At 43.2% G+C, this 25814-nt stretch carries 21 protein-coding genes; 9 read left to right on the plus strand and 12 right to left on the minus strand.

What is annotated here, in order from left to right:
- Position 1: 1 nt before the first annotated feature.
- The 6 genes from EOD41_RS19045 to EOD41_RS19070 all read right to left on the minus strand — a co-directional run bounded on the left by EOD41_RS19045 (position 2) and on the right by EOD41_RS19070 (position 6352).
- Complete coding sequence (locus EOD41_RS19045; protein WP_127707953.1) at positions 2 to 1522, minus strand: TSUP family transporter; 1521 nt, start codon at positions 1520 to 1522, stop codon at positions 2 to 4.
- On the minus strand, positions 1506 to 2288 hold the full coding sequence (gene cobA / locus EOD41_RS19050; protein ID WP_127707955.1) for a uroporphyrinogen-III C-methyltransferase: 783 nt from the start codon (positions 2286 to 2288) through the stop codon (positions 1506 to 1508). Before cobA ends, EOD41_RS19045 begins: the two co-directional genes overlap by 17 nt.
- The gene (locus EOD41_RS19055; protein ID WP_127707957.1) at positions 2288 to 4381 is read right to left on the minus strand and encodes a HEPN domain-containing protein; all 2094 of its coding nucleotides are present in this window, start codon (positions 4379 to 4381) and stop codon (positions 2288 to 2290) included. Before EOD41_RS19055 ends, cobA begins: the two co-directional genes overlap by 1 nt.
- A gap of 223 nt (positions 4382 to 4604) precedes the next feature.
- A complete protein-coding gene (locus EOD41_RS19060) occupies positions 4605 to 5051 on the minus strand; it encodes an RrF2 family transcriptional regulator (RefSeq protein ID WP_127707959.1) in 447 nt (148 codons plus the stop codon).
- A 76-nt stretch (positions 5052 to 5127) separates the two neighbouring features.
- Entirely contained in the window at positions 5128 to 5958 is an 831-nt protein-coding gene (locus EOD41_RS19065; RefSeq protein WP_127707961.1) for an MOSC domain-containing protein, read from the minus strand.
- A gap of 10 nt (positions 5959 to 5968) precedes the next feature.
- Positions 5969 to 6352, minus strand: coding sequence for an acyl-CoA thioesterase (locus EOD41_RS19070; RefSeq protein ID WP_127707963.1), 384 nt, complete (start codon positions 6350 to 6352; stop codon positions 5969 to 5971).
- 100 nt (positions 6353 to 6452) lie between these two features.
- On the opposite strand from EOD41_RS19070, the gene EOD41_RS19075 reads away from it, so the two are divergent.
- Positions 6453 to 8081 carry an RICIN domain-containing protein gene (locus EOD41_RS19075; RefSeq protein WP_127707965.1) on the plus strand — a complete coding sequence of 543 codons (1629 nt, stop codon included), beginning with the start codon at positions 6453 to 6455 and terminating at the stop codon, positions 8079 to 8081.
- Positions 8082 to 8116: 35 nt separating this feature from the next.
- Here EOD41_RS19075 and EOD41_RS19080 read toward each other — a convergent pair whose 3' ends face one another.
- The 5 genes from EOD41_RS19080 to EOD41_RS19100 form a co-directional block, all read right to left on the minus strand.
- Complete coding sequence (locus tag EOD41_RS19080) at positions 8117 to 8845, minus strand: hypothetical protein (RefSeq protein WP_127707967.1); 729 nt, start codon at positions 8843 to 8845, stop codon at positions 8117 to 8119.
- Positions 8817 to 9962, minus strand: coding sequence for a hypothetical protein (locus EOD41_RS19085; RefSeq protein WP_127707969.1), 1146 nt, complete (start codon positions 9960 to 9962; stop codon positions 8817 to 8819). Before EOD41_RS19085 ends, EOD41_RS19080 begins: the two co-directional genes overlap by 29 nt.
- 24 nt (positions 9963 to 9986) lie before the next feature.
- Entirely contained in the window at positions 9987 to 11261 is a 1275-nt protein-coding gene (locus tag EOD41_RS19090; RefSeq protein ID WP_127707971.1) for an OmpA family protein, read from the minus strand.
- A 198-nt stretch (positions 11262 to 11459) separates the two neighbouring features.
- The gene (locus EOD41_RS19095) at positions 11460 to 11984 is read right to left on the minus strand and encodes a DUF4142 domain-containing protein (RefSeq protein WP_127707973.1); all 525 of its coding nucleotides are present in this window, start codon (positions 11982 to 11984) and stop codon (positions 11460 to 11462) included.
- A 272-nt stretch (positions 11985 to 12256) separates the two neighbouring features.
- On the minus strand, positions 12257 to 13114 hold the full coding sequence (locus EOD41_RS19100; RefSeq protein WP_127707975.1) for an AraC family transcriptional regulator: 858 nt from the start codon (positions 13112 to 13114) through the stop codon (positions 12257 to 12259).
- Between the two features lie 137 nt (positions 13115 to 13251).
- On the opposite strand from EOD41_RS19100, the gene EOD41_RS19105 reads away from it, so the two are divergent.
- From EOD41_RS19105 to EOD41_RS19130, 6 genes are all read left to right on the plus strand, one after another.
- Positions 13252 to 14967: an IlvD/Edd family dehydratase gene (locus EOD41_RS19105; protein ID WP_127707977.1), complete on the plus strand. Its 1716-nt coding sequence runs from the start codon at positions 13252 to 13254 to the stop codon at positions 14965 to 14967.
- A gap of 6 nt (positions 14968 to 14973) precedes the next feature.
- Positions 14974 to 15744, plus strand: coding sequence for an SDR family NAD(P)-dependent oxidoreductase (locus EOD41_RS19110; RefSeq protein WP_127707979.1), 771 nt, complete (start codon positions 14974 to 14976; stop codon positions 15742 to 15744).
- 34 nt (positions 15745 to 15778) lie between these two features.
- Positions 15779 to 16552: an SDR family NAD(P)-dependent oxidoreductase gene (locus EOD41_RS19115; protein WP_127707981.1), complete on the plus strand. Its 774-nt coding sequence runs from the start codon at positions 15779 to 15781 to the stop codon at positions 16550 to 16552.
- 8 nt (positions 16553 to 16560) lie between these two features.
- Positions 16561 to 17421 (plus strand): fumarylacetoacetate hydrolase family protein, encoded by an 861-nt coding sequence (locus EOD41_RS19120; RefSeq protein WP_127707983.1) that lies wholly within the window; start codon positions 16561 to 16563, stop codon positions 17419 to 17421.
- Between the two features lie 109 nt (positions 17422 to 17530).
- Positions 17531 to 20356 carry an FAD-binding and (Fe-S)-binding domain-containing protein gene (locus EOD41_RS19125; RefSeq protein WP_127707985.1) on the plus strand — a complete coding sequence of 942 codons (2826 nt, stop codon included), beginning with the start codon at positions 17531 to 17533 and terminating at the stop codon, positions 20354 to 20356.
- 99 nt (positions 20357 to 20455) lie between these two features.
- The gene (locus EOD41_RS19130) at positions 20456 to 21154 is read left to right on the plus strand and encodes a hypothetical protein (RefSeq protein ID WP_127707987.1); all 699 of its coding nucleotides are present in this window, start codon (positions 20456 to 20458) and stop codon (positions 21152 to 21154) included.
- A gap of 61 nt (positions 21155 to 21215) precedes the next feature.
- On the opposite strand, the gene EOD41_RS19135 is transcribed toward EOD41_RS19130, so the two are convergent.
- A complete protein-coding gene (locus tag EOD41_RS19135) occupies positions 21216 to 22019 on the minus strand; it encodes an SDR family oxidoreductase (RefSeq protein WP_127707989.1) in 804 nt (267 codons plus the stop codon).
- 75 nt (positions 22020 to 22094) lie between these two features.
- On the opposite strand from EOD41_RS19135, the gene EOD41_RS19140 reads away from it, so the two are divergent.
- Together EOD41_RS19140 and EOD41_RS19145 are read left to right on the plus strand one after the other, a co-directional pair.
- Positions 22095 to 22835: a membrane or secreted protein gene (locus EOD41_RS19140; RefSeq protein ID WP_127707991.1), complete on the plus strand. Its 741-nt coding sequence runs from the start codon at positions 22095 to 22097 to the stop codon at positions 22833 to 22835.
- Positions 22836 to 22959: 124 nt separating this feature from the next.
- Positions 22960 to 25710, plus strand: a complete 2751-nt coding sequence (locus tag EOD41_RS19145; RefSeq protein WP_164849995.1) for a hybrid sensor histidine kinase/response regulator — start codon at positions 22960 to 22962, stop codon at positions 25708 to 25710.
- The last annotated feature ends 104 nt before the right edge of the window (positions 25711 to 25814 follow it).

Consider the following 25814-nt stretch of genomic DNA (forward strand, 5'->3'; position numbering starts at 1 on the left):
CTTACAACACTTTTATTACAAAGTTAGCAATACTGCGGATGCTTATCAGCACAACAATGATACCTACTGCCACCATAATTACTTTTGATGATATGCGGTTAGATATTTTTGCCGCGATTGGTGATGCCAGCGCGCTGCCAATAATAAGCCCGGCCACGGCATCCCAATGCGCGCTTTTCAGCATGGTTACAAAGGTAAGCGAACTCATTAGTGCAATAAAGAAGCGCGACAATTTTACCGTACCTAATGAAAAACGCGCGTGCCTGCCGCCTGCTATCAGGGTAGATAACACGATAGAACCCCAGCCACCGCCGCCCACAGCATCAATAAATCCACCGCCTAAGCCCAGCAGCGAAATCTTTTTTATTTTATCGGCCGATTTTTTTGGCTTGCGGTTAAATGCTTTTGATAAAATAACTATACCTAATATTAGCGTATAAGCAGATACAAACGGGCGGGTGTACTGACTGTAATGTTCTAATGATGATAACAGATAGGCACCGGTTACGGCACCAATGATACCCGGAATAAGCAGCAGTTTAAAGAGCTTCCAATTTACATTTCCCATACGGTAGTGCATCCATCCGGCAATGCCGTTACTTAACACTTCTGACAGGTGGACAGCCATACTGGCCGATGCCGGCGGTACCCCCATTGATAACGAAAATGTGGTTGAGGTTACCCCATAGGACATGCCGATGGCCCCGTCTATCATGGCAAAAACGAAGCCCGCACCTAAAAAGTAATAAAACATTGGGTCGATGTCTCTTACGTAAGCCTGAAAATCGGGCTCTTTATACCAAAGCGATACCAGACTTATAACAATACACGCAATTGAGGTAAGCCATATGCCCCAACGCAACAGCATTTTATGATTTGGTGCTGCTTTACGTGGTGCCGCGCTTAATATCGCGGTAGCTTCATTCAGCTTTTTTACTTTGTAAGCAAAATCTCCCTTAAGATTATCGCGCAGTGCGCTCATATGCTCAAGCGTATCGTCAATCTCGTCGGGTATTTCGCGGTTTAAAAATTCTTTAATGCGTTTGGCAATCGTTGGCGATTTGCCGTTGGTAGAAATAGCTATTTTAAGATTGCCTTTATGCACTATCGAACTTAGGTAAAAGTCGCATAGCTCAGGTTTATCTGCAATATTTACCAACAGCTTACGGTCGTGCGCAGCCTGAACAATGTATTCATTCAGATTGTTGTCATTTGTACCTGCAATAACCAGATCGGCTTTATCAAGGTCGTACTCGGCAAAGGCTTTGTTTATAACAGTTACGTTTTTATTATTTGCTGCAAGTGCGTGTATTTCAGGCAATATTTCCCTGGCAATAACAGTAACCCTGGCTTGAGGGCTGTTGGTAAGCACAGCGGTAAGTTTTTCTAAACCTACTTTACCGGCGCCAATAACCACTGTATGCAGCTGGTGCAGTTTAATAAATACCGGAAACAACTCGTTTCCGGTGCCCTTGCTTTGTTCGGCAGGAGTTACTTTGTTATCGTTAGGCAATAGCGTCATATAATGCTTTAACGGCTTTAAAATCGGGATGCAAAGAAACTACTTCGCCAAATACAATAAGCGCCGGCGAGGTAATGCCGTTGTCGCGGGTTGTTTGTACTATAGTTTCAACGGTACCAACCACTATTTTTTCATTGACAGTGGTGCCGCTTTGTATCACTGCGACAGGCAGCTTATCTTTACCTTCAGCCTGAAAAACAGCTGTTATCTCGGCAAGTTTATGTATACCCATCAGCACAACTACCGTAGCTTTATATTTTGCTGCCGCGATGAGGTCTTCAGAAATATTGCCATTAGCGGTAGTGCCGGTAACTACCCAAAAGCTTTCGCTAAGCCCGCGGTGGGTAACCGGAATTTGCTGCAGACCCGGTACGCTTATCGAGCTTGATACACCGGGAATTACCTCTGCTTTTATATTATGCGCTGCCGCGAATTCAATTTCCTCAAACCCACGACCAAACACAAACGGATCACCACCTTTTAAACGCACCACGTGGCCATAGTTTATAGCGTAATCAACCATTAACTGGTTAACAGCGGTTTGCGAAAAGCTATGGTCTCCTGAGCGTTTGCCTACATATACTTTAACAGCATGTTCAGATGTAAAGTCAAGCAATTCGTCGTTCACCAATGCATCGTACAAAATAACGTCAGCTGCTTGCAGGGCTTTCAGTCCTTTTATGGTAATAAGTTCGGCATCGCCCGGGCCGGCACCAACTAACGTGATGCGTGGCTGCGCGGGAGTGTTTCTGTTATTCTGTATCATTATTTTACCAATGCCTCTCTTTTCTCTTTGCTGTTACTTAAAAATTCAGATGCCGCTGCCAGGTAAGCTGTTGCAAACTCTTCTGACGGTTCGTTTTTGTTGATCTGCAATACCAGGTCGTTAAAAGTGTTGCCGTTAAGGCTATACTCGCCGGTAGAAACGTATTGCGCATCAAATTCTTTGATGATACCAATGTGTGTGCTGCTGTTAATGCCTTTATCAAGCAATAACGCCTTAGCCGAGCTTACAAAAACACTGTATGCATGATAAATGGCATCGGCCCAGCGCCCGTCGGCATAAGCATCATTCGCCCAGCTCAGTTTTTCGTCTGATTCATATAGCAAAGTCGCTACAAGATCGATTACCACACCGGCGCATTCACCAACGCCAATGGCAGTAGCAAAAGTTTCCTCATGACCCCAGTCAACAAACTCATCTTCGGTAAGTGTTGTCAGATCGGCAAGCGGCTTAAGGAGGCGATAAAAATAGTCTTTACCCTGACGGTCATAATAATTATGGTAAGTTTCACCTTCAATAGAGTTGGCTTTGTAATCGTCAAGCACAGCTCTTATTACATGAGTAGCCCTTTTAGCAGGAACTTTTACCACACGCTCGGCCGCACGACCAACGCCGTTGCCCACTGTTCCGCCGCCAAGCATTACCTGTACTGATGGCAGTACACGCGTGCCTGCTTTAAGCGAACTGCCGTGCAAACCAATGTGTGCAAGGCCATGCTGTCCGCATGAGTTCATACAGCCGCTTATTTTTATCTTGATCTCACGATTGTATATCAGCTCTTCGTACTCTTTAAAGATGATATCTTCAAGTACTTTGGCCATGGTCATGCTGTTGGATATACCCAGATTACAGGTATCAGTACCAGGGCAGGTTGTCACGTCGGCTACGCTGTCAAAGCCCGGCGCAGAAAAGTCGAGCGCAGTCAAGCCTTCATACAATGCAGGAAGCGCTTCTTTACGAACGTATTTTAATAACAGTCCCTGGTTTTGTGTGATGCGAAGTTCATCGGCAACTAATGGCTGCAATACGTCAACCAGTTTGCGGGCACGTGTAGTGTCAATATCCCCAACAGGCACTTTTATATACACGCCGTAAAAACCCTTTTGCTTTTGCTCGAACACGTTGGTAGCAAGCCACTGCTCGTAGCGTAACGGGTTGCTTATTTCAACATCCGGATAGCTTGCTGTTCCGGGTACAACCGGCTCAGTAAGCGCATCGCGGTTAATTTTGTATGATTTCGATTTATTGGCAGTGCGTTCTTCGGCAACCAAACGCAACGTTTCTTCTAAACCTATTTTTTGTACCAGGTATTTTAAACGGGCCTTGTTACGGTTGTTTCGCTCGCCGTAGCGGTCGAACACCCGTATAACCGACTCGATGTATGGTATCAGCTGGTCCTCCGGTAAAAATTCTTCGGTAATGGCAGCAAGAAATGGCTGTGCGCCGAGTCCGCCTGCAAGCATTACTTTAAAGCCACGCTCACCTTGTTCGTTTATCTTCGGAATCAGGCCAACATCATGTATGTAGCTAAATGCCGTATCATCATCACTTGATGAAAATGATATCTTGAATTTTCGGCCCATTTCCTGGCATATCGGGTTACGCAGAAAATACTCAAAAGTAGCATGCGCATATGGTGATACATCAAACGGTTCTTTTGGGTCGATACCTGCGGTAGGGGATGATGTTACGTTACGTACAGTGTTTCCGCAGGCTTCACGCAGGGTAATATCATCTTCAGCCAGACGCGACCAAAGTTCGGGCGTACGGTCAAGACTTACATAGTGAATCTGTATATCCTGGCGGGTAGTTAAATGTAGATTGCCGCTGCCGTATTCATCGGCTATATCGGCAATTTTTAGTATCTGTTTAAAAGTTACCTTTCCAAACGGAAGCTTGATACGTACCATTTGCACGCCGGGTTGACGCTGCCCGTATACACCGCGGGCCAGACGAAGGCTCCTGAACTTTTCATCATGTATTTTACCTTCCCTGAAAAGGCGGATCTTCCGCTCAAGGTCGATAATGTCTTTTTCAACTATGGGGTTCTCCAGTTCGGTTCTGAAGCTTTGCATACAAAGAATAAATAAACAGTTAAAAAAAAACCTCTTCAGCTTTTGGCTCGAAGAGGCATGTATAATATTTTATTGCCAAAAAGCCATCAGTTACCGGATTTACGGCAACATATCATGCAATATGTAAACAGCGGCTTCATTAATATGCACAAATATATATATTCTATACCGACTTAGTAGATTTACTTTAAAAAATAAGCGCCGGTTTTACAGTTTAATGAGATTACAAAGACAGTGTTGGTAAACTAAGCTTACCCTCACGGGCAATAATATCGGCAATGCTGGTTTCTGACAAGATTTTCAGCGTAGCATCGCGCACTTCAACAAACACATCGCGTATCCCGCAAGTGGTTTCCTGGTGACATTCGTCGCACTTGTGATAAAAATTCATACTGGCGCAGGGTACCATGGCAATAGGGCCATCGGTTATACGCATAATGCTTACCAGAAAAATATCCTTTGGGTCTTTGTTAAGACTATACCCGCCGCCTGCACCCTTTTTACTGTAAAGGAAGCCAGCGTTGCGAAGGTCGAGCAGTATTTGCTCAAGAAATTTTTTTGGAATACGTTCCAGCTCGGCAATTCTTGAGATTTGCATGGGCGGCTGGTCGGTATTTTTACCCAAGGCAACTAAGGCCTTAATGGCATACTTGGTTTTTTTGGAAAGCATCAGTTAATATAATCTTCAAAGATAGTGTTTATTAGATATACAATACCTATTTAGTAGAGTATTGTATAACAAAATTTTATGCTGATACCATGAACCTTTCACTGGTATGAAATTGAATATTATTTGCCTCATCGCCAACGGAAATTATACCCCGGCCAATATAAATGATATTCTGCCCGAACATGATCTTGTTGTTTTTTAAACGATAGCTGGCGAGGGTTTTAAGTGGTTCTTTCCCTTTGACGGCCGTTTGTTGATCAATGGTGGTCATCACGCATCGTGCGCACAGCTTAACGCCTTTAAATAAAATTCCGTTTATTTCAAATCCCTGCATAATATCTTCCAGGTAAGGCTCCGTGCCGTCAATTACCATATTCGGCCTGAAACGTTCCATTGGTAAAGGTTCGGCCATGCGGCTATTCAAATCGTCAAGTGACGCTTTGCTGATGAGTAGAAGCGGATAAGCGTCTGAAAAAGAAGTGATCTCCTCACCCGATGTATATTTTGTATCGGTGTGCCGGTGACTATCCTCGGGCATGTAAACCAGGCGGCAATTCAAACTCAGCATTCGGTTAAACCATGCATCGGCCTCGTCGCTTACATAAACAGCGCCGCAGGTATCATCCCAAACAGTAACCCGACAGGGCTGACCATTTACAGGAACAAACGGAACAATTATGCTTTCGTTGATTTGTTTATGTGAAACACGAAGACCTTCATCTGTAATTTCCACCCTTAATAGGGCCATCACCGGGTACTCACGCTGAGAAAGGAAACGGTTATTCTCATCAACCAGCATCCAGCGACGATCATGCTTAAGGCCCCGGTCTGTAACTTCGGCGGTTGTTAGTGAAATCCCGCCTAACGACTTGATAGGATAAACGTACAGTTCGCTGATAGTTATCATAACGGCTAAGTTACAGCACTTTCACCGGATTTTTATGCTCGTCAATAGCTACAAAAGTAAAGCTCCCGGTAATAGCCGATTGCCTGTTCTCTGAATACATTTCTTCAATAAATATCTCAACCCCAACTTTTAAGCTGGTGTTACCTACATGTATAACATTGGCAACCAGTTCAATAATAGTTCCCGACGGTATGGGTTTGTTAAAGTCTATCCTGTCTGACGATACGGTAACTACCCTTTTACGGCTGAAACGTGTAGCGGCTATAAAAGCTACTTCATCCATCAAGTGCATGGCCATGCCACCAAATAGTGTGTCGTAGTGATTTGTGGTGTTAGGGAATACAGCTTTAAATATGCGGGTCTCTGCCTGTTTTATTCTTTCTTCAATATTCATGTGTGCAAATTTGTTTACTAAATCGATATATTAGCGCAGTAAAACAAATATACCACCACATTTTACCAATTAACTGTACTTAATTATTAAAAGCACCATTATGAGATTAAGATTACTTATGTCTTTATTGCCGGCTGCTGCTGTGATGCTAACTCAGCAAAGCTGCACAAAAAAAAATGCTCCGGCAGCTGCAACTGCTGTGAAAACCGATACTACAAAAACCTTGCGTAACGCCGAAGACCCCGGGGAATTTTTAATTATCAAAGCTATTAATCTGGGCAGTAAAAAAGCGCTTGAAATTGGCGGCTATAATTTGCAGGATAATGCTATGGCCAAGCAAAACACATTTTTGAATAACGCGCCGGCCAGTAATAATAACTATCAAAAATGGAAGGTGCGCAATGTAGGCAGTGGTTATTATACAGTAATGAACCTTGGTAGCGGTAAATACCTTGAAGGTATGAATGCTAACCAGCAGGTGATACAAAAACGTGCCGCTATCACTGATAAACAACTTTGGAGTATTGAAGCCGTTACGGGTGGCTATAAAATTATAAATAAAGCAAATGGCCTGGTGCTAAGTGTAGCACAAAGCGATTTGAACGGATCTCCTGTCGGGTTAGCGGCTTATCAAAACTCGCCATATCAGCAATGGTCAATGCAGATATTACCGGTTGATAGCTACCGTGATGATGCCGTTGTCGGTTTCTTTCAACGCACATCGGGTTCAACCGCTTTTGATGGTGGCTCGTCTGTGCCGCTTTCTACCGGGCAAGTGCTTTGGCTAACTAATGATGCTTTCTACAACCAGATAAATTCTACCGGAAACTTTAATTGCAATACAATTTTTCCGTACCGCAATACCGCGTTGGTACAGCCGGCCAGCAAAAGCTGGGATCCGGCACAAACGGTTAACATCACTTCGCCTTACGGTAACGAGATATTCCGCACTACCGATAACAAAAACCTTTTGTGGCCCGGTGCAGGCATACAGGTTGGATCAAAAGTATACGTGCATAATATTGAGGTGCCACGTAATAACCTGAACACCGTTAACCAGTACCTGAGCGAAATGAGGTCGAACGGTACAACTTCAATACCACAGGTTATCAATCATAGCATACCGGGTATGACCGGCCAAACCGATATTATTTATTCAATTGGTATGGTTAAGCCTGGCGATGGTTATGTGTATGTTTATGGCGCGGGTGGCTTTATAGGTGCAGGCGTATATGTAGCACGTTTTGCTGAAAGCGCACCGTTAACATGGACGTTCTGGAATGGCAGCACCTGGGCTACCACGCCTACTACAGCTTCAGCAGCGCGTGTGTATTCAGGAAGTGTGAACAATAACACTGTAGGGTTTGTAAAAGGAAAATTTGTGATAGTTGATATGAGCTTTGGGTTTACCTGTGATGTTGAACCGCGCGACATGTATACTTCTATTAGTACCAGCCCAACCGGTCCGTTCACCAACAAAAGGAAAGTTTATACCCTGCCTGACATAAAACAAGGCCACAAACCTGTGTTTTACAACCCAACTATACATGCTGAATTTGATAACGGCGATAACGAGTTGCTTGTAAACTACTGCGTTAATTTTTACTCGAAAAACGATGGTACAGGCGCAACTTGTTTAACTGATTGCTCTAACGCAGATGGTTCAAAAGACCCTAACGATTACAGGCCAAAGGGGGTGAGGATACCTTACTCGCTGATAGGATTGTAAAAGGATTATATAGCTTAAAATTAAACAGGCCGCTTCTACAAAAGGCGGCCTGTTTCTCTTTTAAGTTCATTATACCGGTACATGGCAACATCGGCAAAAGCATATCTTTCGCCGCTATCCCAATTGCCCAGGTGATAGAACTTTTTGGGGATGTATGTGCGTATAACCGCAGCGCTTTTATTCCATCCGCAGTTATAAGCCGCGGCAATAAACAGCAGGCGTTCGTCTTCTTTTAATGCTGAAATCTTGTGCTTTAAATTTATACATTTCAGCATGGCAATAAAGTATTTAACCTGCCATTCGGGTTTTGTTAAGCGTGTTATTCTTGCCATACGGCTATCGTAATTATCTTTCAAATCAAGATGATCAAAGCCAAGAGCAGATACCCATTTCTCGCTTGAATGTTTTTGCACTTCTTTTTCAATCGCTTCGGCAAAAGTTGGTTTCATTTGCAATAGTCCTATTGAAAAATCGGCATAATCGGCCCCAAAGCGGCTGTATAATCCCATTAGTGATCCGGTTTCAACGGCGTTGTAAATACTGTTATAACGCATCACTTCCGGAAAAATAACAGCCTCAATCAGTCTGCTGTCTTCGTTATATTCTCTGGCATACTGTTGTATCAGCGGTCGCAGGTCGGCAATCTTCTTTTCAGCCTGAATGTACCGGCCACCAAATACTTCCCTGTAATTAAAGGCAAAGCATTGCTGACACAGCACAAGCAGAATTAAAAGACTATATTTCTTTTTTACACAGGTAAACATTGCTTTTGTGTATTGCAACCCAGTAAATAACGTCCTTACCGCCTTCAACAGCGGTTACAGGCTGTACAGCGTTCTTAATCTTTGTACCGTCGCTAAAGTATAGCGTACCACGATCAAACCAAGCTCCCGAAGTACCTTTTGTATTGGTTAAGAAAGCACCGTAGCTTTCAACGTCTTTATCAGTAAAAGTAATAACCGGCTTACCGTTTACATAAATCGCGTTTTTTGTAGAAGTAGCAATTTGTACATAGTTGCCATGGTTATCAAGGTAACTGTCGCTTGCTTCAACATATTTATACGGCCCTAAGGTTGTTCCATCTGCTAACGCAATGTAAACATCATCGTTCAGCACAAAGTTATAAGCGTCCTGATCGGTTTTGGCATTATATTGAGTTGCAGGGATAATAACACCGCCTGTTTGTCCATTATCTGATATGATGAGCGTGGTAGCCATGCCCGGCAATTTACGTGTACCTTTTTCGGTGTAAAGGAAGGTGGTTATTTTATTAGTGTTTGGCTCCATTTTAATAACAAGGGCATAAAACTTCTTGGCTTTTTTATTATGACGCATGGTGCCTACAGTTGTCACCTTGCCGTAGCTTTTACCGTCAACCTCGAAAACGCCCGCTGATACATAGGATGTGCCGCTTACTTCTTCAAAGTCTTCGTTTTGCGAATGCGCGTCATAGCTGCGGTTCCAGTCGTCAAGTAAATGCACGGGCGGTTTATTGAACGGCCCCTGGCGTGTGCCGTTATCATACAGGTAGTAATCCCTGTCTTTATGCGTAACAGTTTTTACGTGTGCCCCGTCGGTTTTCAGGCTCAGGCTTACCTCACCGTAAACCAGGTATTCTTTATCCTGAAGGGTAAACAATTGTTTCCCATATTTTTCGATAGCGGCAGATGCAGGGACGGTTGATGAAGGTGAATTACCCTGAACATCACCGCCTTCGCTGGCATTGTCGGGGTTTTCGTTATTATCAGATGATGAGCTACCTACAACAGCTTTGGTTACAGCCCTTTCGGCTTTCTTCTTAAGTTTATTTAAAAACTGGGCTTGTGATGTGCCGGCAACAGCTAACAGCAATGCCGTACTTATTATTGTAATAGGTTTCATGTGTTAAGTTATATTATTTGGTGATTAAAGTTTTATAAATTCAACCCGGCGGTTTTGAGCCTTTCCGGTTTCGGTAGTGTTACTGGCCAGCGGTTGGCTTGCACCTTTGCCTGCTACCTTTAGGCGTGCCGCGTCAATGCCGGCATTTACAAGGGTGTTTTTAACGCTTTCGGCACGGGCAAGACTAAGCTTTTGATTTGCAGCAGCGTTGCCATCGCTGTCGGTATGGCCAATTATATTGATGTTTATTGAAGGATTATCTTTAAGTACAGCGGCAAGTTCAGTAAGTATGCCGTTTGACTCGGGCTTAATTGTAGCCGCATTTACATCGAACAGAATTCCGGAGGTGCTGAAACGGCCTTCGTTAACTAATTTGTTCCGCATATCTGCAGCACCTTGCGCCACTTTGATGTTGCTTACATAGATGCCGATCTGTTGGTTGGTATAGTTACTGCTGCCAAGCTGGAAAAACAATTGGTTAAATATATCGGTGCCAGCAGGGAGTGCTTTTGGGGCATCAATTATCTTGTCACCCTCTATCCATAAACGCAAGCGTTCTTTTTGCGCCTGAAGAGATACATGTACAATCTTTCCAAATTTCTTCGGAATGTCGTCATTAGATTTTACCGGACTACGGAAATAAGAGGAATAGCCATTATAACTCCCGATACGGATATTTGAGCGATCGGTACCGTTTGATACTTCTATTTTGAATGAACGGGAGCCCACCTGGTCGTTTAAAAACGAATTGTCGGCAACCGGTTTTTTGCCTGCGGCGATCATCCCAAAGAAAAATTCAGGGAATCCGTAGCCGTTTGATTTTAGGTCGAATATCACATCAAACTCCAACGTAAAGTTATCAGTTGATGCAAGGGCTTTGCCAGGAAGATAGACACCGTTCTGATCAAGGCGCATCCAGTTGCCTTCAAAATTATTAAGCTTGGTTACAGCGCCATTCCCGTTCGAGTTCCAGCCGGCAGGCAGTTCGCCAATTGATTCACCTTTAAAGCTATCGGTATAAATAAGATTTTGTCCCGGTATAAAATCGTATTTCTCGTATGACTGTAATGGAGTGCTTTGTGCCGCAGCCTCAGTTGTTTTTTGTTCAGCAGACGGTGTATTGGCGGGTGCAGGTTGTTCGGCTTGTTTCGGTTGCTTTTTAGGTGGAACGGTTTGTTCGTCAATGGCTTTATTAACCGCAGCCTCAGCTTTTTTCTTCAGCTTATTTAAAAACTGAGCGTTTGATGTTTGTGTACTGAAACATACCAGCACGACAACAGGTAGGATGTAACGTTTCATAAATTGTGATGGTTAAGCTTTTAGCTTTTATATAGCCATTGACGAAACCCTTTGTGTGAACGCTACACATGGTAAAAAATATTTTTAACTGGTAGTTGATTGGTGAGCCATTTTTGATCTTTTGGTGTTATGACCAAACGCATAAAAAAAATACCCTGCAATTTCTGCAGGGTGTTTATCTACCTATGTAATCGCAACTTACGGATTTACAGTAGCGTTAAGTTCTTTTGCTTCTTCAAGGTGTGCCTTTAAAGTTGGCAGCTTAGCTTTAGCAAAAGCTCTTAATTCGTTATCATTTACTTGTATTGAAGCTTTTTCAAACAAAGCTACAGTTTGTTCATGAGAGGTAACCATCATGTTCATAAACGCTTTATCAAATGCAGCGCCCGTTAGGTTGGCTATTGAATTAAGCATTTGCTGGTGTTTTTCCATTAGCTGTGTGGGCATGTTCAAATCTTTGTTGTTCACAATTGCAGCAAGTTCAACAGTGGCTTTTGTATGGTCGGTAACCATATGTTCGCCGTAATGTTCAACAGCCTCATTATCGGCTTTTTGCTGTGCCATAGCGCCCGCCTGTACTTCAAGCATGTTACTGCTGGCAGCTTCGGTTACAAATTCCTGTTTTGCCATTACCATTTCGTCTTCTTTGTTATCGTCTTTACACGATTGGAATGCAAACATGCTTCCTGTAAGCATGATGAGTAGTAGTTTTGCCTTTTTCATAAAGTTTTTTTTAGTAGTTTATTTATATAGCCAAAACATGTTCCATAAGCATAGGACGCTACCATAGTGCATTCAAATAAACCTTCAAGAAAATTAGTTTTCAGTATGGGCTTTTAGTAAGAAATATCTGAAGTAGTCGGATAATGGATACTATATAATTTCCTACAACTATTTTTGGAATGGGTAAGTGATACTAATAGGATTGTTCTTATTATTAAACACAATGTATTAATTATTATCCAAAAAGAAATAAATTTTCTTTTTATTTACATTTAGCTATTAAAATCTTTTCGGTATTCCAAAGGCGTTTTCTTCATAATCTCTTTAAACTGTCGGTTAAAGTAAGAGATATTATTATAGCCGCTTTCAAAACAGATCTGGTTAATATTGAAATTGTCTTCGAGCAGAAGGCCTGTGGCATGTGCAACTCTTACTTCGTTTACAAACTGAGAAAATGTTTTTTGGGTACGACGCTTAAAGTAGCGGCAAAATGCCGCGTCGTTCAGGCAGGCAAGCGAGGCCGCATCCCGGCTGTTTATATCCCCTTTGAAATTATCCAGTACATACTTAAACACCAGTTCTATTTTAGATGGGTCGTTCTCCTTAAAAATGTTCTTTTGGGGTGATGATAATACCGGCGACAAGTTTTCTTTTGGCTGCGCCGACCACCGCTCAAGCAACTGCATCAGCGTGATGAAATTTTTTGTTTCCTGCCCCGAAACAAATTGCCTGAAAATATCCTGCAGCTTTTCATCAGGAACAGTAAGTTTAATACCGGAATGAGCATCGTGCATCAGTTTTTTGATTTTGCGCATTTCGGGCCGATCAAAAAAATCTTTCCCCATGAAGTTCTCAGCAAACTGTACTACGATAGCCTGTGCGTTCTCATCGCTATTACTTGGACCGTTATGGAAAAAATGTGACAAACCCGGCCCAAAGAAGTACATATCACCCTCGTTGAAGTTCATTACACGGTTGCCCGCATATAATTTACCCGAGCTCTTTATAATCCACAGCAGTTCATACGCATGATGAAAATGGAACGGAGCAGTAAACTTCGGCAGGTCATGCCACTTAATGGCGAAGCTTGAGCTTGCTGCTGTTTCCAGTTCCTGGTAAGTAACTTTCATATTGCCTATTGATACTTAAATATGAGTGCTTCTATATAATGATGCTGCCAAATGTAAATATTGTATTAAAAATTGCAAATATGGTGTTACTTATGCTTTTAATTATCCAATAAGTTTGACTATCATTTATAAACCTGATGGATAATCAAAAATTAAGAAGCCAGGGTTGGTTTGGTAAAAGGGGTAAAGACGGGTTTATTTACCGTGCCTGGATGAAAAACCAGGGCATCCCGGGACATGAGTTGGCAGGTAAACCTGTTATCGGCATATGCAATACATGGTCAGAACTTACGCCATGTAACGCGCACTTTCGTGAACTGGCCGAATCGGTGAAACATGGCATTTACGAAGCCGGTGGTTTCCCGGTTGAGTTTCCGGTAATGTCATTAGGTGAAACGCTTATCAAGCCGACCGCCATGCTATACCGAAATCTTGCCAGCATGGATGTGGAGGAATCAATTAGGGCGAATCCGATTGATGGCGTGGTGCTGCTTTGCGGATGTGATAAAACTACACCTTCACTGGTTATGGGCGCGGCAAGTGTAAATATTCCTACCATCGTCGTATCCGGCGGACCAATGCTTACGGGTAAGTTCCGCGGAAAAGATATTGGTACATCTGATGTTTGGCGCTTTTCGGAAGACAACCGTATGGGTATCATGAGCGATGAAGAGTTCTTGGTAGCAGAAGCCTGTATGGCACGCAGCCGGGGGCATTGCGCGGTAATGGGTACGGCATCTACAATGGCCTGTATGGTTGAATCTTTAGGATTATCACTGGCTGAAAATGCCGCCATTCCTGCTGCCGATTCGCGCCGCAAAGCACTTGCGCATATGTCAGGCAGCCGCATTGTTGAAATGGTTAGGGAAGATCTGAAACTATCTGATGTACTTACCCGTCAGGCTTTTGAGAATGCCATTATGGTAAACGCTGCTATTGGCGGCTCAACCAACTTCATTATTCATTTACTGGCTATTGCAGCACGTATTGGTGTTGATTTAAACATGAATGATTTTGATACTTCTTTAAAAGGTATTCCGCTGCTTGCTAATCTGCAGCCATCAGGAAAGTACTTTATGGAAGATTTTTACTATGCCGGGGGCTTACCGGTGTTGATGAAAGAGTTGCAGCAGTTTTTACATAATGATACGATAACCGTAAGCGGTAAGCCGATTGACAAAAATTACGAAAACAGTATATGTTACAATAGCGATGTTATTGGTACCATAGAAAAGCCGTTTAACCAGATAGCAGGCATTACCGTTTTACGGGGAAATATATGTGAGAACGGTGCCGTACTAAAACCATCTGCTGCGACACCAGAATTGATGGTACATACCGGCAGGGCTGTTGTGTTTGAGGATATTGAAGATTACAAAGCCAAAATCGACGATCCGGAGCTTGATGTTGACGGGAACAGTGTGCTCGTGCTTAAAAACTGCGGGCCAAAGGGCTATCCCGGCATGCCCGAGGTAGGCAATATGGCTATACCAACAAAACTGCTCGAAAAAGGCATTCACGATATGGTACGTATTTCCGACGGGCGCATGAGCGGTACAGGTTTTGGAACAGTGGTTTTACACGTTTCACCTGAAGCAGCAATTGGCGGTACACTTGCAATTATCCAAAACGGCGATATAATCAAGCTTGATGTGCTTGCAGGTACCTTGAATGTTGATTTGACCGACGAGGAAATTGCTGAACGTAAGAGCAAATGGCAGCCGCGACATACAGTGAGCAGTCGAGGATATGTGCATTTGTACCAAACGCACGTTGAGCAGGCGCATCTTGGCGCCGATATGGACTTTTTAAAAGGCGGATCGGGAAGTAAAGTAACCAGGGATTCGCATTAAAATTTTATGGCAGAACAAAAATTTAAAGGACAGGTTGCCATAGTAACGGGGGCTGGCAAAGGCATCGGCTATGAAGTAGCCAGGCAACTGGCTTTACAAGGAGCCAATGTAATTGTTAACGACCGCGACCCGGAGTTGATACAAAAGGCATCTGCTAAACTTAATGCACTTGATGGCGGTAAAACATACCCGTTAGCAGGTGATGCGGGTGATATTAATATCATACAAAAATTGGTTGATGAGGCCGTTGCGCAATTTGGCAGGTTGAATATTGCAATTGCCAGCGCAGGTATCACACTTTTTGGAGATTTCCTTGAATACGGTAAGGAACCTTTTCAGGAAGTGCTGACTGTTAACCTGCAGGGAAGCTTTTTCCTGGCACAGCGCGCTGCAAAGCAAATGATCAGTCAACAAGCAGGCGGTAGAATATTATTCATGTCGTCGGTTACAGGCCATCAGGCACATAAAGACCTCGCCGCCTATGGCATGACAAAGGCCGCGCTTGAAATGCTGGCTAAAAACCTCGTTATCGAACTGTCACAATATGGAATAACAGTAAATACTGTAGCGCCCGGCGCAACGCTTACCGAACGCACGCTGGAAGATGAAGACTATAAAAGTACCTGGGCGCGTATTACACCTATGGGCCGAGCTGGCAGGGTAGAAGATGTAGCCAATGCGGTGCTGTTTTTAGTATCACCGGAGTCGGAACATATAACCGGGCAGAACTTAATTGTAGATGGTGGCTGGACTGCGGTCAGCGTTTCCCCATATTAAAAGCAATCAATCAACCATAAATATTAAAACAAAAATGTTCAGACTGGATAACAAAGTTACCGTTATAACCGGAGGGGGTAGCGGCATCGGCCGGGCCATATCAACGGTGTTCGCGCAACAGGGCGCAAAAGTTTACATTTTAGATGTTGACGAAAAAGGCGCAGGCGAAACACTCGCTGATATCAGCTCAGAAGGTGCGGAAGCAGCATTTAAAAAGTGCGACATAACTTCGGCAACAGAAGTGGAAGAGATAATCAACACAATAGCCGCCGAGGCAGGCTCCATCAACATATTGGTTAACAATGCCGGTATAGCACATGTTGGTAATCTCGAAAATACTTCTACTGAAGCTTTTGAAAGGCTGCTGAATGTTAACGTAAAAGGGATGCATCACGTTTTGCTGGCTGCTATACAGCATCTTAAAAAGCAGGGCGGAGTGGTACTGAACATGGCGTCAATAGCCGCTTCGGTTGGCCTGGCCGACAGGTTTGGCTACAGTGTTACCAAGGCGGCGGTTAATGGCATCACACTATCAATCGCTAAAGATTATCTGAGCTATGGCATCCGCTGTAACTCAATTTCTCCGGCACGGGTACATACACCTTTTGTGGATGGCTTTATTTCAAAAAATTATCCAGGTAGAGAAAAAGAAATGTTCGACAAGCTTTCGGCGACTCAACCCATCGGTCGCATGGCGAAACCGGTAGAAATTGCGTGGCTGGCACTTTACCTTTGTTCAGACGAAGCAAGCTTTATCACAGGTTGTGATTATCCTATTGATGGCGGATTTATTACCTTAAACAGTTAATCTTAAATATGAAACTAATACGATACGGCGAAGCCGGAAAAGAGAAACCCGGTGTAATAATAGATGGCAAACGCTATGCTTTGCCTGGTTTTGAATACGATTATAACGAAGCATTTTTCGCCGATGGAGGTTTAGAGCGTTTGTCAACCTACATCAGTGTAAATAAAGAGAAGCTTGAAGAAATCAGTGATGAAGTGCGTTTAGGTTCTGCCGTTGCGCGACCTTCAAAAATTATTTGCATAGGTTTAAACTTCGCCGACCACGCCGCGGAATCGGGCGCGCAGGTGCCAAAAGAACCGGTTGTGTTCTTCAAAGCAACCTCGTCACTTGTTGGTCCTAATGATGATGTGATTATTCCACGTGGCAGTACAAAAACCGACTGGGAAGTAGAGCTTGCCGTTGTTATAAGCAAAAAAGCCAGCTATGTTGAAGAGGCAGAAGCCCTGGACTACGTTGCAGGTTATGTACTGCATAACGATTATAGCGAACGCGAGTACCAACTTGAGCGTGGCGGACAATGGGTAAAAGGAAAAAGCTGCGATACTTTTGCGCCGCTTGGTCCGTTTTTAGCTACGCAGGACGAGATTGCCGATGTAAACAACCTGAAAATGTGGCTTACTGTTAATGGTAAAACTTATCAGGACGGTACAAGCGCTAACCTGATATTTAAAATCCCTTTCCTGATAAGTTATTTAAGTCAGTTTATGACCTTACTTCCCGGTGATGTGATTTCTACCGGAACCCCTGCAGGTGTAGGATTAGGCATAAAGCCCGAACCTGTTTATCTAAAAGCCGGTGATGTGGTTGAATTAGGTATTGAGGGTTTAGGTAGCTCAAAGCAAAATTTGGTTGCCTGGAGCAAAGGATAGTGTTTTAAGATTAGTGATTAAAAGATACTAAGGGTAGCGTAGAGGACAGGATTAGATTTTAGAATTTACAGTTTATAATTTTACACTTAGTACTTAGCATTTTTCCATCTTGGATATACAAAAGCAGTTAGAACATATTTTACCGCCGGCACGAATTAAAACGCGACTTATCGACTTATTGTCGTACGCTGCCGATGCTGGTTTTTACAGCCTTATTCCAAAAGCGGTAGTGCAGCCTGTTAACGAGCAGGAGATAATCAGGCTGTTTCAATTCTCTAACGAGCAGTGTATTCCTATGGTGTTTCGCACGGGCGGCACAAGCCTTTCGGGGCAGTCGATAACCGATGGTATTTTGGTCGACCTAAGTCAGTATTGGGATAAACTTCAGATTGAAAATGACGGCGATACGGTGCGTGTACAGCCCGGTATTACCGGCGGTATGGTAAACACTTACCTGAAAAAATATAAACGTAAGATCGGCCCCGACCCTGCAAGTATTAATTCGGCCATGATGGGCGGTATCCTGTCAAATAACTCAAGCGGAATGTGCTGCGGTGTGAGTTTAAACTCATACCATACCGTAAAATATATCAGGTTTATTTTACCTGATGGCAAAAGTTTTAATACGGAAGATCCAACCGATTACGACCGTTTTGCTAAAGAATGTCCCGTACTATTTAATTTACTTTCCTCAATACGAGACAAACTTGCAGCCGATACAGTACTTAATAACCGCATCCGGAATAAATATCAGATAAAGAATACAGTCGGCTACTCAGTAAACGCGTTTATCGATTTTCAGCACCCGCTGGATATTATGGCGCACTTGCTGGTCGGCGCGGAAGGTACGCTGGCATTTATTGCCGAAACGGTGATGAATACTGTACCTGATTACCAGTTCAAGTCGACAGCAATGCTCTACTTCCCTGATATTTTTACAGCCTGCCAGGCTCTGGTTCCGTTAAATAATGCCGGTGCGAGGGCTGTCGAACTGATGGACAGGGCTTCGCTGCATGCTATTGAAAACATGCCCGACCTGCCTGCGGTAATAAGAGAGTTGCCTGAAAATGCATCTGCTTTGCTGGTTGAATTTCAGGAAGATAACTATGAAAAGTTAGAGGATAGGGTTAATTACTTTCTGCGGGATGTAGCGCAGCTTTCGCTGCTGCATGCGCCGGTATTTACCTCGAACCCAAAAGAGCAGGAATATTTTTGGAAAGTACGAAAAGGCCTCTTTCCTTCGGTTGGAGCAGTACGCAAGAGCGGCTCTACGGTAATACTGGAAGACGTTGCTTTTCCGGTAGCAAAACTGGGTGACGCTATAGTCGACCTGCAGCAGTTGTTTAAAAGATACGAATACATTAATGCCATCATTTTCGGTCACGCGCGCGATGGCAATATCCATTTTTTGATAACACCTGAATTCAATTCGCCATCCGAAGTAACACGTTACGATCTGTTTATGAAGGACGTGGTTGATATGGTGGTAAAAAAATATGATGGAGCTTTAAAGGCCGAACATGGTACCGGCCGCAACATGGCGCCGTTTGTTGAAACTGAATGGGGTGGTGAGATTTACGAGTTGATGAAGCAGGTTAAGCAAGCCGTCGACCCTAAAAATTTGCTTAATCCCGGTGTTATCATTAATGATGATAAGAATGTTCATATCAAGGATATTAAACCATTGCCTACGGTTGAGCATGAAGTGGATAAGTGTATCGAGTGTGGTTACTGCGAGCACAAGTGCCCCAGCCGTAACCTAACCACTACGCCCCGCCGACGCATTGTTATCCGTCGTGAGCTGAAAAAAATGGAGATACGCGGCGACAAGGAAAATCATAAAATACTGCTTAACCAATATCAATACGATGGCATGGACACCTGCGCGGTTGATGGTTTGTGTGCTACAGCATGTCCCGTTGATATTAACACAGGTGAGCTCATAAAGCGTCTGCGCCGTGAAAACCATTCGCCGTTCGCAAACAAAACCGCTTTGTGGGTGGCCAAAAACTTTGGTGTGATGGTTTGGACGGCACGGTTTGCGCTGAAGGCCGGTGCTGTTGTAAACAGCCTATTTGGCAAAAAAGCTATGACCGGCATTACCAGCGGGATTAAAAAGATCATACCTGTAATGCCGTTATGGACAGATCAGATAGCCTCGCCGCCAAGTTTGCTTCCAATTAAAAGAAAAACAAATATTAGCTCGACTGAAAAGATTATCTATTATCCAAGCTGTATCTCACGTATGCTGGGCAGTGGTGTAAACGGTAAAAAGAACCTGATGGAAACATTTCTCAGCGTTTCAGAAAAAGCCGGGATTGAGGTTGAAGTGCCGGAAAATGTGTTCGGAAGCTGCTGCAGTCAGATATTTTCATCGAAAGGTTATAATGACGCCAATAAGTATATGGCTAACGTTTTTATCGAACGGATGTGGCAGGCGAGCAAACGCGGAACATTGCGTATAGTGATTGATGTAAGCTCGTGCGCTTATTCTATCAAAAATATGCGGCATCATTTGAGCGAAGAAAATCAAGACCGTTTCGATAGGTTGAAAATACTTGACTGTGTTGATTACCTGCACGATATGGTTATGCCTAAGCAGCAATCGGTACAGAAAAAAGGCTCGATAGTAGTGCACCCGGTATGTTCGCTGCAAAAAATGAACACGCAGGATAAGTTTGTGCATTTAGCCCGCCACTATGCTGAACAGGTTACCGTACCCGTACATGCAGGTTGCTGCGGTATGGCCGGTGATCGTGGTTTTTTATTCCCTGAATTAACTACCTCAGCTACCATGCCTGAGGCGCTCGAGGTAAAGCAGCATAAATATGACGGATATTATTCCTCTACCAAAACATGCGAAATGGCCATGTCGGCAGCGGTTAATGAAAATTACGAGTCGATATTATACCTGCTTGATGAAGCTGTGAGCTAATCAATTACTTTGATCCTATGCTTTTCATTTAACATTTCTTAACAAATAAGTATTAAACTTTCGTTTCTGCATGTTGTCAGACATTACAAATTGAGAAACATGAAGAAATTGATTTTTAGTATGGCTTTAGTGATCGGTTTAGGATCATTAGCCAGTGCGCAAACAAAAGAGCGCAAGCATATTGCACCACAACAACGTGCTGAAATAAGAAGTAAAAAGCTTGCCGGTGAATTGAAGCTGACAGCCGATCAGTCTGCCAAAGTAAACGCGATATTGCTTGCTCAGGCAAATAGTTTGGATAGTTTGAGGACGATCAAGTCAACCGAAAAAGGTGACAAGCGTGCTGCAGTAAGAAACATTATGCAGAATACTGATAACCGTTTAAATACAGTACTAACGGCCGATCAGCAAAAAGCCTATGCACAATTAAAAGCTGATGGTAAAAAACGTTTTAAAGATGGTAAAGGGAACTTTAAAGCTCATGCAAAGAAAACACCTCAGCAACGCGCTGAAATGCTTACCGGCAAACTGAAAGAAAAGCTAAATCTTAGCGCCGATCAAACCACAAAAGTGAATAGCATACTGCTGGCCCGGGCTTCAAAGGTTGACAGCATCAGGACTGCTAATTCCAGCGCAGATAAGAAACAGAATCGTGGTGCTTTCAAAGGTATATTTAAAGATACTGACGCGCAATTGAACGCCGTTTTAAACGCCGACCAACAAAAAGCGTATGCCGACTGGAAGGCCGAACACAAAAAGCATTTCAAAAATAAAAGAGCTGATAAAACACAAGGATAAGTTTTTCGTAGGGTGATTATGTTTAGTGAGGGGAAGCGGGCTTTAGCCCGCTTCTCTTTTTTTATATTAGCGGGACAGTGAACCGGTAACCTAATGCATTTTCAATATAAATGCTGTTTACTATTTTCCATTCTGAAAGCTGATCGATGAACTCAGGCTTTTCGAGCTTTGATGATTCAGCAGCCCTAATATAGAACAACGCTTTTTCCGGATGCTGCGGTGAGCAGGCATTGAGCGTATAACCAAAGAAATTTTTTCGGAGGATAGCATTACTTATACCCAGGCAATCGTCAAGATGAATGAGGTTAACAGGTGCTTTGCCATTAGGTAAGTTCTTTTTTCCGGCGAAAAACCTTCCCGGATCGCGGCCGGGACCAATCAATCCACCGAAGCGGATGATAGTACTTTTAAACGCTGTAGCCTTCCGTAAAACTTCTTCTGCCTGCCACAATATTTTACCTGATTGCGATATAGGTTCTGGAGAAGTGTTTTCATCTACCTCACGGTTATGGTCGCCGTAAACACCTGTGGAGCTTATGTAAATTACTTTTTTTATACCGAACTTCCCGGCGGCATCTGCTATGCGGTCTATCTTATTTACATAACTGTCGCCTTCACCTGATCGGGTTTTAGGCGGTATGGCAATCCACAGTACGTCGCAATCAAAAAAAACGGCATTGTAGCTTTCCTCTTCTTGTGTGAAGTTTACCAAATATGGCTGTATGCCGTATTGCGTTAATACTTCCAGTTTTTCTGTAGATGTTACAGAGCCTTTTACGATGTAGCCACTGCTAACTAACAGTTTTGCCAGTGGCAGCCCGTACCAGCCGCAGCCTAAAATGCTTATTGTTTTAATATCGTCCATTAAAATGTTAATCTCTTGTTTGATTAACCTCCGGATATTTAGTTAACTTTATTTACCAATGTAAGCCGCTAAATTATGAAAACTAAACTTAGTATCACCGCCATTTTCCTGTGTAGCATTGTTGTATTCCTTTCGCTGTCGTCATTAAAAAGTAAACAGCCATCTGTGCAGGAACTTATAGGTGCATGGAAATATGGCACGCCGTCCAATCAAACAGTATTAATCAATTCGGCTACTGCCTTTGCTGTTACTACTTACAATTTGCCGGGTAAGAAGTTTATCAGTTCGTATGGTGGCAGCTGGCGGCTTGATGGGAATACTATGGTCAGGAAGATCGAGTTCAACTCAGCAAATCCGGATGAAGTAGGGAAAGAAATAAGGGTGTCGATAGGGTTATCAGGCGATAAACTTACTGCCGGTAAGGAGCAGTTTGCCAGATTAGATAACGGCAGACCGGGTGAACTGGCCGGTGCATGGATTATCATCGGTAATTATAAAAATGATGTTTTGCAAAAGTCACCGGTGATATTTAAGTCGCGCCGAACCATGAAGATATTGTCGGGTACGCGTTTTCAGTGGATCGCTTATGATATCGATAGTAAGAAGCTACTAAACTCCGGCGGCGGAACTTATGAAACATCCAACGGAATGTATGGCGAAAGTATTGAGTTTTTCACTAAATCGCCGGAAGGCGTAGGTCGCAGGCTTGAGTTTGAATATACTTTTGATGGCGATAACTGGCGCCATAAGGGCAAAAGTTCAACCGGTGGCGTCGTAGATGAATGTTGGGTGCGTCGCGAAAGCCTGGAAAAGTAATAGTTAAAAAGTTTATTTATAAGTAACTAACTATCAAAAAAGACTACTATTTTAGTAGCCACTAATGGCTGCTTATCCCAGGTTAACCCCCTATAACCTTTTAAGTATTCTCATAGCCTTCCTTATGGCTTTTGGGTGGCATATTGCCTGTGCGCAAACTCCCGGCAGTAAGGATCTTTTAAAAAAGCTTCAAAAAATTAAGGATGCTGATTCATCACGCGTTTACGCTGATCAGTTACTCAAACTTGCCCATGAGCATAACGATAAAGCATTTGAAGCGCAGGTATTAAATTATCGTGCTTTTAAAGTTTATACCAACGGCGACGAACTGCAGGCACTTGAACTGGCGCGTAAAGCGCATACACTAACTACGCCTGCCGATTCATTTACCTACGTAAAATCAGCCACCATGACGGCTTATATGCTAAGTCGCCGTGGTAATGATATTGAAGCGCTAAAAACAGCTTTCGATATCTTAAAAAAGGCCGATGCACATGGCTGGAAAAGCTTATCTGCCGATTGCCGCTTATGTATTGCAGATTTGTATCGTACTATTGATAAGCCACAGCAGGCTTTGCCGTATGCCGAACAGGCTGCCAGGGATGTTTTAAGCGTACGCGATACGGGGATGTACATTTTTGCTTTGAGTACGTTGTCAAACTTATACTCTAACAGGGGGATGGATACGCCGGTCAATCTCAACAAGGCAATAGGGTACATGGAGGTTATTCTTAATAAACCTTATGCTGATAAACTAAGCATTTTTGAGCGGGCAAGATACCTGAGTAATCTTGGACGGTTGTATGAGATATTGAACAAGCTTGAAAAAGCCGAAAAGGTATTACTTGAAGCTATCGATATATGTAGGAAAGGAAAATACCCGGCTATTGAAAAACACGCGCTTAACGAGCTTACTACAGTAAAAATAGATCAGGGTAAATATCGCGAAGCAATTAAGTATGCCCATGAAGCCCTGGCTGTACAGGCAGACGCGCAAAGCAGCCGTATTAATCAGCGAAACATTTATCGGCAGTTACGCAGGGCATACGCAGGTTTAAAAAATTACGAAATGGCATTTGAATATGCCGAAAAAGCCACCGCGCTTAATGATAGCATTCTTGCCCAGGATAAGGCACGAGAGGCCGCCGAACTGTCAGAAAAATACAAACTGGATAAACGACTGGTTGAAACCCAGGCACGCACAAAGATTGCCCGCCAGCAACGGAATTTCAGTATTGCGATAGCTGTAATAATTGTTGTAGGCTTGTTTGCTCTTTACAGATGGATAACGTACCGCAAGAAAAAAGAAGCCGATATGCTGGTACGTGAGCACAAACAGCTGGAGAGGCTTGACAGTATGAAAACCAAATTCTTCGCCAACATCAGTCACGAACTTCGTACGCCTTTAACACTGATTATGGGTCCGCTTGACCAGGTAATCAACAATGATCAGTTAAACAGCGAAGAAAAGAAAAAGCACCTGAAAACAGTTTGGCGAAACAGTAAAAAGCTGCTCGCTATGGTTAACGAATTGCTGGATTTGGGTAAGATTGAAGCAGGTAAGATGCCGGTAAAAAACTCGTCGGTAAACCTCGCATCTTTTATCATGACGCTTTACCAGGCGTATGCATCTGCAGCAGAATATAAAAATGTACGATACTCCATTATCAGCAACATCCCTGATGATCTAACAGCTCTTATTGATAAAGACAAACTTGAAAAAATAATAAATAACCTGCTGGGCAACGCTGTAAAATTTACACCAGCACAAGGGGCAGTATATGTTAATGCATCTGCCGAAAATGGAGTACTTAATATAAGCGTAGCCAACAGCGGTACAGGTATACACCCGGACGATTTGCAGCATATTTTTGAACGATATTACCAGGGTAACAGGGAAGGGGCAATTGCCGAAGGCGGGACAGGCATCGGGCTTGCACTGGCAAAAGAGTTTACCGAATTACTTCAAGGCTCCATAGAAATCGAGAATGATTATAGCCGGGGGACAGTGTTTAAGATAAACATACCCTATACCGTAGGAAGTGAAGAAGCAATGGCCGAAGAAAAGGCGAGTGGGATTGTTGAAGAAATTCAACTTATACCTGTGCCTAATGGTAAGGAAGGCGAAATAATGATAGTAGAAGACCATCCGGAGATGGCGGCTTACATTAGCTCTGTTTTAAATGGTTATTACAAGATTATCCGTACTGCTAACGGTATAGAAGCGCTGCAGAAACTACAGGAAATGGAAAAACTGCCTGAGTTGATAGTTTCGGATGTGATGATGCCTGAAATGGATGGGTTCACGCTGCTTAAACATCTAAAACAGCATGAAAAGTATTACCGTATACCGGTGGTAATGCTTACAGCGCTTGCTGATGCAAACAATAAATTACTTGCGCTTAGTACCGGTGTCGACGATTATATCACGAAGCCATTTTTGGGCGAAGAATTACTGGCACGTGTAAATAACCTGATAAAGAATGCAGCACAAAGGTTTCAGTCTGAAGCTGAGTTTACAGCCATTGAGCCGGTTGAAGAAATTCAGCAATCTCCCGCTGATTTGTTATGGCTTAACGAGGTAGAAAAGTTTGTACGCAATAATATTGGTAAAACAGATCTAAACTTAAGTATGCTAAGCTATGATATGGCCATAAGCGAACGCCAGCTTAACCGCCGTATAAAAAGTATAACCGGTTTAACACCCAACAAATATATACGTACTATACGCCTGCAGATAGCGCGTGAGGCTATTGAAAGCGGGAAATATCGTACCGTTGCCGAAATTGCTTATACTGCAGGTTTCGAAACACCGGCTTATTTCAGTAAGTTATTCAAAGAACATTATAGCAGAGATGTAAATAGTCTTTTATAGCTGTTCGTATACGTTTTGTATATATCAATGGCAGTTTTATAGGGTTAAATGGCAGTTTTGTTTGTACGTAATAGTTGAATTTTGAAGTATTAATTTTTTCCTAA

It is taken from the genome of Mucilaginibacter limnophilus (genome assembly GCF_004005815.1).
Taxonomy (GTDB): Bacteria; Bacteroidota; Bacteroidia; order Sphingobacteriales; family Sphingobacteriaceae; genus Mucilaginibacter; species Mucilaginibacter limnophilus.